This is a genomic window from Dethiothermospora halolimnae (assembly GCF_037577855.1).
GTDB lineage: Bacteria > Bacillota > Clostridia > Tissierellales > VENL01 > Dethiothermospora > Dethiothermospora halolimnae.
Map to the genome: position 1 here is coordinate 1 of NZ_JBAKFX010000097.1, position 7544 is coordinate 7544.

Below are 7544 nucleotides of genomic sequence, written 5' to 3' on the forward strand. Positions count from 1 at the left end.
TAAAGGAACTTGAGTTTATCGATAAATCATATAAAGAAAATGAATTGAAAAAGAAACCTATATTAATAACAGCTAGTAAAAAACATATAGTTGATAAGTTTATAAAAGATAAGGATATACCATTTGAACACTACTTTATAACGGAAGAAGAGCTAGATAAAAAAATAGGAGTAGGTAGTATACCATTAAGTTTTGTAATTGATAAAGAGGGTAATGTTAAAATGGGTAAAAATGGATGGAGTAGTGATGAGTCATTTCAAAAAGAATTAATTGAAAAGGTTAATTCATTTAATTAGGTAATAATTTTTAGGTGGGAAATGCTAGGAAAATAAATTTAAATGGAGGTATGTAAATTGAAGAATAAGAAAAAAGTTTTAGTAATGTTACTTGCTATAGTAACAATGTTAATGGTTGTTGGTAATGTGGCTTTTGCTACTCATATAGTTGATAGATGGAAAAGTTGTAAAGATAATGGAGAGGACTGTACTTATTATGTTAGAAAATGTACAGATATTAATGATCCAGACAGTTGCTGGGTTGAAAAGGAGTAGCTATTAAGTCATAAAATCCTTATTTTAAAAATAAAGACAATATTATTGTAAAAATGTATTTTTATTAAACTAGCTATCATTCCCCATCTATATAATATATAGAATTAAGATAATAAGTAGGAAATACAGTTTTTTAAGTAGTATTTGGTTAGGAGGGAAAACTATTAAAAGGTTATATATTGCTATATTATTGATACTTACACCTTTGCTATTAGTACTGGCAGGCTGTTCTGAAGAAAAGAGTAATGAAACAAATAATATACTAGAAAAAGAAGTAACCATAGCAGTTTGGGATAAAGACATAAACAATTTTGGTAGTGTAACAGGTCCCACAATAAATGATAATATGACAAGTTTTAAAGCAAATAAAGATATAAATGTAATATACGATATAATTCATGCTAATACATATGAAGAATACTTAAATAAATTAAATATAAAGTTATATAAAGAGAATGGTCCCACCTTAATTTACTTTTATAATGGAGATTATAGAGGTTCAGCTATAAACTATATAAAACAAGGAGTAGCTTTAGAGTTAGAAGAAGACAAATTGCCTAATGTAAATAAATTGTACGATATATTTAAAGAAGATAGTATTTATTATATACCTATAGGTATGAATTATCCTGCAGTAATACTCAATAAACCGATGTTGGATAGATTAAATATTAAGGAACCTGATATAAACTGGACTAAAAAAGATTTTACAGACATGAGGGAGAAATGGATAAGTAGCAAAGAAAGAATATTTAGTTCAGATGAGTATTCATATATAGTTAGATATCCTTATTATGAATTAAATATAATAGATGAAGAAAAGAAAAAAATAAATTTAAATACTGATATTATTAAAGAATTTTTAAAGAAATCTAAAGAAAAATTGTCCTCGAATAAATATAAGTTTATTGAAGATTTGGAGTTTTATTATAATGCTATTTTTGAAGATAATTCAGAGGAGAAGCATAAGGAGTATAGGCAAAGAATGCAAAACAAAGGAGAATCTTTAACAATAAGTTATAGATCAGAGAACACCTTAAAGGTAAGACCAAGATGTAGAGCTAACAAAGACTTTATAATCGTACCGAATCCATACAATAAAAGGTTAAATACTTTTGGTTTTATAGTAAATAAAAGGGGAAAGAATATAGAAGCAGGGTTAGAGTTTATAAATCAATTATTATCGGATGAAAATCAAATGAAGGTATATACAGATGAGGTTTATTGGTTTTATCCGGTTAATAAAGAAATAGAGGATAAAATAAATAAAAAAGCAAGGGAAAGAGATGTAGAAGAAAAATATATAACAATGAGAAAACATGTTTTGGATAAAATAAAAAGTGGAGATGATATGAATTATCTAGGTGAAGATGTAAAGGTTCAATACATAAGAAAGAGTATAGAGAAAGATTTCTTTAAGATTATATTTTCAGACAAAGAATATACCGATGAAGAACTGGAAAATAAGTTAATAGAGATGGAGAATAAGTATCAGTTGTATTTTAGGGAATAATTTTTTGAAATCAGAGGAGAAGGGAGAGGGGAGAGATAATTGTAGGACTAGGCATGCCTAGTCCATTTTTAGAGCCATAAAATAAGGAAGATAAGATATAGTTTCTTGTTATTAAAAATATTATTGTATAGATAATTTAATACCAATATATGGTTGAGGACAAGCATATATATATGTATAATATAAGTATAGATACAAATAAATGTAAAATAATTAAGTGAGGAGGAAAATAATGAGAAAATACTTAATATTTCTTATATGTATGTTACTATGTATAGATTTAGTTGGATGTAGTAAGAATGCTGACAAAAAAGAAATAACTATAGCAATGTGGGAGAAAATACCCACAAGTTCAGCAATAAATATGTATATGCAAACCTTTGAAAGGGAAAATAATGTTAAGGTTAATTATGAAAAAATAAAGGCACCAACTTATGAAGAGTATTTAAAAAAATTAAATACAAAGTTATATTTAAAAAACGGTCCTACGTTGATATGTATAGGAGTTAATAATTTGTATAAAACTTATATAGACCGAGGTGTAGCTTTAGAAGTAAAAGACAAGATTCCAAATATAGATAAATTATATGACAATTTTAAAGAAAAAAATATTTACTATGTACCTGTTGGAATGATTTGTAAGGTTACAGAAATAGATAAAGATTATTTAAAAGAATTAGATTTAGAAAATATAGAATTAAACTGGACAAAACAAGATTACATAAAATTAAAAGAAAAGTGGCTAAAATTACAACCTAGACCATTTAACTATAGGGCCTATAGGGATATAGTTCAATATCCACTTAAGAATATTGATATATTTGACTCCGATACAAAAGATATTAAAATTAATGCAGATAGGATTAAAAAATATATTAAAAAAGCTAAAGATCAAATATTTTCAGAAAACTATGCTTTAAAAAAGGGATATCGATATGATAAATATATAGACTTTATCAGAAAAAAAACTGATGGAGATATTAGAAAACTATGGGATTTACATTATTCTATAGAAGATAATCTATTAATAAAAAGTACAGAAAGAGAGAATGGATTAAAATTTAGAAATATGTATGCTCAAAATACCAAAGATATGATTTTTTTACCAAATGTCATGAAAAATGAGTATCAAATAAAAACGTGGGGATTTATAGTTAACAGGAATGGGAAAAATGCTGAATTAGGTTGCAAATTTATAAACGGACTTTTAGACGATGAACAACAAATTGATATATATAACGATACAGTACATGGAGACTTTCCAGTTAATAAAGATATCGAAGAAGAAATAAGAAAGATAGAAGAGGAAAGAGAAATAGAAGATAGATTTATAAAATTAAAGGAATATATACTAGATAAATTTAATAAAGGAGAATATAAAGTCTATAATAGTCAAGATAGTAAAAAAGTAGAGTTTTATAACATGTTAGAAGAAGATTTAGTTAAAATTATATTTGATGAAAAGGAATACTCAGATGAGGAGTTAAGTAGAAAGTTACAGAGATTAGAGGATAAGTATAATATGTGGTTGACGGAATAGTTTTTTTAATTAAGAGTTAATAGTTAACGACTAAGAATGTAAAGAAAGTTTAAGCTTAAGGGGAGATATTATTCTAAGTGGACAATGTATAGTTAAGGGGATTGTGATCCATAGGTTTGTAAAATATTATATTGTAAATTAGATTTAGATAAATTAGGCTTTAAGTTATTAATTTTCAAGGAACATTGTAAATATAAAAAGTTAAATAAATTAAGAAAAAAGATTACACAAGCGATAGAGGTAAATAATATCTGGTTTTTTATTATATTTTAGGATTAAATAACTTAAAAAACATAAATTTACTTGGATAATAATTTTAGGTGGAAATGCTAAATAGAAATGGAGGAGTTATGTATGAAAAAGACAAAAAGTATAATTTTATTTTTGGCTATTGTAACAATATCATTAGTATTTAGTAATATTGTTCTTGCCAATTCACCAAAACAAACATGGTTGGAATGTAATGAAAGGGGAGGAGAAACTATTTGTTGTAGAAAAATCAGAAGGTGTATAGAGCCGGGTGATTGTTGGGTTGATATAATAGACTGCTATAGAAAATAAGAAATATTACAATATGAGTTTGTGATTTTATATTAAATTAGCATTTCTGCCTAACTTTAAATAGTATATATTATGTACAATTACCCAATGGAATTGTAAAAATTTTTACAAATATAAAGAGAAATATATTTATAATAACAGCCTTAGCTTTTTTACTGGGATTTATAATATTCTTTACCGAGTTTTATGTACAGGACAAATTTATCTCCCAACAATAGTCTCAATGATTCAAACTGGGGATAAAGGCATTTATAATGTACAAGCTATATTTAGATTAATAATATACAATATAGGCTTTGTAATACCACTTATTGTAATATGTCTATTTACATACTTTGGACAAAGAATCCTTGATATCTCAGAAGTATTTAGAAGAGGTAGTAAAAGAAGAGAATACATTCTTAATATTCTTTTCACCTAGCTGTGAAGCCTGTGTAAAGGAACTTGAGTTTATTAATAAATCATATAAAGAAAATGAATTGAAAAAGAAACCTATACTAATAACAGCTAGTGAAGAACATATAGTTGATAAGTTTATAAAAGATAAGGATATACCATTTGAGTATTATTTTATAACGGAAGAAGAGTTTAATAAGGAAATAGATGCTAGGGCAATACCATTAAATATTATGTTAGATGAAAATGGTAATATAAAAATGCATAAAGAAGGATGGCAAGATAATAAATTATTTCATAAAAGAATAATTGATAAAGTCAATTCTTTTAATTAAGTAATAAATTTTAGATAGTGAATACTATGAAAATAAGTGAAAATGGAGGCATTGTCTATGAATAAGAAAAAAAGAATAATAGTTTTGTTTTTAGTCGCCATGACTATGTTAATGATTGTTTCTAATATAGCTTTTGCAGATCATGTGGTAGATGAGTGGATAGATAAAATACCATTTGAGGGACTTTGTTTGAAGTGTGAAAAAATGAGAGTTTGTACAGATATAAATAATCCAAATAGTTGTCGAGTTGAAACTGGTGAATGTTGGCAAGATTATAATCCTGACTGTGGTTAGAACTTGGTTAATTTTTTAGTATTAAAATAGATATTTGCTATCTAAAATTTATTTAATATATTAAGAATATAACAATATTGGACTTAAAAATAGTAAGGGGAGTCACATAATGAAGAGAAGAATAATCAATAAAAATATTTTAGTAACCATGGGTATATTGTTAATGACAGTTTTAATCAGTTGTTCCAGTAAAGAAGTTAATATAAAAGACGATATAAAAAGTCCTAAACAAGAATTGACCATGGCGGTTTGGAGTGGGGATATGGATAAGGGAGATATTGATCTGCCTATAAAAGCCTATACTCAGTTATTTGAGAATGAAAATAATGTAAAAGTGACATACGATATTATACATGCAGTCACATATGAAGATTATATAAAGAAACTAAATGCTAAACTATATACAGATAATGGACCTACACTAATATATAAATTTCCTAATACATATATTGAAAGGGGAGTAGCAGTAGACCTTAGCGGTAAGTTACTTAATTTAGAAAAGATATATGATGGATTGAAAAGAGAAAAAATGTTTTATATTCCCATAGGAATGTCTAAAGATGGGATGATACTTAATAGAGAAGCATTGAAAAGATTAGAAATAGAAAAGCCTAATTTAAACTGGACAAAGAAAGACTATATTAATATAAAAGAAAAATGGTTAAAAGATAAACCGAGGGAATTTAATCTTGCCGAATATAAAGAGATTGTAAGATATCCTTTATATGAATTAAATGTAATAGATCAACCTAATAAAGTAATAAATATAAACAATGAGAAAGTTAAAAACTATCTACATAAAGTAAAGGAAAAAATATTTTCAAGAAATTATATCTTAAATAAAGATTATGATTACTACTATAAAATGATATTTGATAGATATTCAAAAGAAAGAGAAAGCCATATCATGAATTATATTAATAACCCAGATAAACTTATAAGATTTCTTCAAATACCTAATATTTTAAAGTTAAAAGAAAGTCAAATAGAAAACGATAAATTCTTAATATTACCAAGTGTATATGATCATGAAATAAAAAGTTTTGGATTTATAGTAAATAAAAAAGGAAAAAATATAGAATTAGCTTTAAAATACATAAATGGATTATTGAGCAATGAAAGTCAAAAAAATATTTATTATAGTAACTCTAGTTATTATCCAGTAAATAAAGAAATTGAAAAAGATATAATGAGATGGGATAAAGATAATGGAACTGATAAGAGAACTATGGAATTAAGAAATACTGTTTTAAATAGATTGAAAAAAGAAAAGGTAAATTATCTGGGAATGGATAATAAAATCAAAATTATGTATGAAAACATAGAAAAGGATTTGTTTCACTTGATATTTACAGATAAAGAGTATAGTGATAAAGAGCTAGAGGGGGAATTGAAAAAATTAGAAGATAAGTACAGTATTATTTTTAATGAATAGTGTAATAGAGATATAGAAAAGGAACTGTTTTGTGAAAAGAGGGAAATTTACTCTCTTCAGAGTATTGACAAAGTAAACAAAAATGTCCACCAGTCCTCGGATTTGGAAAATATATAGAAACGGTCGGAAATAGAATTTGGGGCTCGCTACGCTCAAATAGTGGAATTTAAACGATTTTCTCCCTTATTCTGTATTTTCACAAATCCTGCGGAATGGCTCCCATTTTTGTTTGCTTTGTCTAAAGGCACTTGGAAGGCAGACTGAGGAGAATTTATTCTCCTCTACTTTTTATTAAAGAAAAAAACAAAAGAAAATCAAACTGCCAAACATTTAGGGCCTGTATAAATTAAATCCCTTCACTGAAGGAATAGGCGAGGAAGTATATGCAGTTGTTGGGGGATTCGTAATCCCCCAACCCATACCCCAAATATCATACCAAAAAACACAACAAAAGGCATTATTCCATTATATTAAAATAAATTACAAAATATTCTTGTAATTCCAATGAAGTTTGTGTATAATTGAATTAACAATATATAACATTAATGCAATGTAAAAACATCAAAAATATGAAAAAAATATAACTAAAGGGGACAAGCCCGTCAATGATTAATAACAGACTAAAAATTATTGTTATTTTTTTAACTATAACATCTATAATTAGCATTAACTCTAAAGTTTTTGCTAAAGAAGAGGATAAAATTATCATAAATTATTTTTACATAACTTCTTGTAGTACCTGTGATGAAATAGAAGAATTATTAGAAGAAGTAAGTGATAAAGAAAATATAGAAATAATAAAAAAGAACATAGGTGTGAAAGAAAATTACAATAAATTTTATGAGTTCCTTGAAAAATATAATGTTCCATCAAATGTTAAAGGAATAGTTCCAGCTATATTCACCGAAGATAAGTATTT

The 7544-nt window shown here is 26.0% G+C and carries 8 protein-coding genes and 1 pseudogene; all 9 read left to right on the forward strand.

Annotated features, from left to right (window positions below):
• On the forward strand, positions 1-296 hold a 296-nt coding region (locus V6137_RS19950), incomplete at its 5' end, for a thioredoxin domain-containing protein (protein ID WP_425449725.1).
• 57 nt (positions 297-353) lie between these two features.
• Positions 354-551 (forward strand): hypothetical protein, encoded by a 198-nt coding sequence (locus V6137_RS19955; RefSeq protein WP_425449726.1) that lies wholly within the window; start codon positions 354-356, stop codon positions 549-551.
• A 190-nt stretch (positions 552-741) separates the two neighbouring features.
• Positions 742-2064 carry an extracellular solute-binding protein gene (locus V6137_RS19960; RefSeq protein WP_425449727.1) on the forward strand — a complete coding sequence of 441 codons (1323 nt, stop codon included), beginning with the start codon at positions 742-744 and terminating at the stop codon, positions 2062-2064.
• A 232-nt stretch (positions 2065-2296) separates the two neighbouring features.
• Positions 2297-3604: an extracellular solute-binding protein gene (locus V6137_RS19965; protein ID WP_425449728.1), complete on the forward strand. Its 1308-nt coding sequence runs from the start codon at positions 2297-2299 to the stop codon at positions 3602-3604.
• A gap of 354 nt (positions 3605-3958) precedes the next feature.
• Positions 3959-4165, forward strand: a complete 207-nt coding sequence (locus V6137_RS19970; protein ID WP_425449729.1) for a hypothetical protein — start codon at positions 3959-3961, stop codon at positions 4163-4165.
• Positions 4166-4500: 335 nt separating this feature from the next.
• The gene (locus V6137_RS19975) at positions 4501-4896 is read left to right on the forward strand and encodes a peroxiredoxin family protein (RefSeq protein ID WP_425449730.1); all 396 of its coding nucleotides are present in this window, start codon (positions 4501-4503) and stop codon (positions 4894-4896) included.
• A gap of 57 nt (positions 4897-4953) precedes the next feature.
• On the forward strand, positions 4954-5190 hold the full coding sequence (locus V6137_RS19980; RefSeq protein WP_425449731.1) for a hypothetical protein: 237 nt from the start codon (positions 4954-4956) through the stop codon (positions 5188-5190).
• A gap of 109 nt (positions 5191-5299) precedes the next feature.
• Positions 5300-6625: a hypothetical protein gene (locus V6137_RS19985; RefSeq protein WP_425449732.1), complete on the forward strand. Its 1326-nt coding sequence runs from the start codon at positions 5300-5302 to the stop codon at positions 6623-6625.
• Between the two features lie 605 nt (positions 6626-7230).
• Positions 7231-7544, forward strand: a pseudogene (locus V6137_RS19990) (hypothetical protein); the annotation flags it as partial.

Excerpts from the sequence above, each read along its gene's own strand:
- V6137_RS19985 (WP_425449732.1), top strand. The coding sequence starts at position 5,300 with ATGAAGAGAAGAATAATCAATAAAAATATTTTAGTAACCATGGGTATA.
- V6137_RS19965 (WP_425449728.1), top strand. The coding sequence starts at position 2,297 with ATGAGAAAATACTTAATATTTCTTATATGTATGTTACTATGTATAGAT.
- V6137_RS19980 (WP_425449731.1), top strand. The coding sequence starts at position 4,954 with ATGAATAAGAAAAAAAGAATAATAGTTTTGTTTTTAGTCGCCATGACT.
- V6137_RS19970 (WP_425449729.1), top strand. The coding sequence starts at position 3,959 with ATGAAAAAGACAAAAAGTATAATTTTATTTTTGGCTATTGTAACAATA.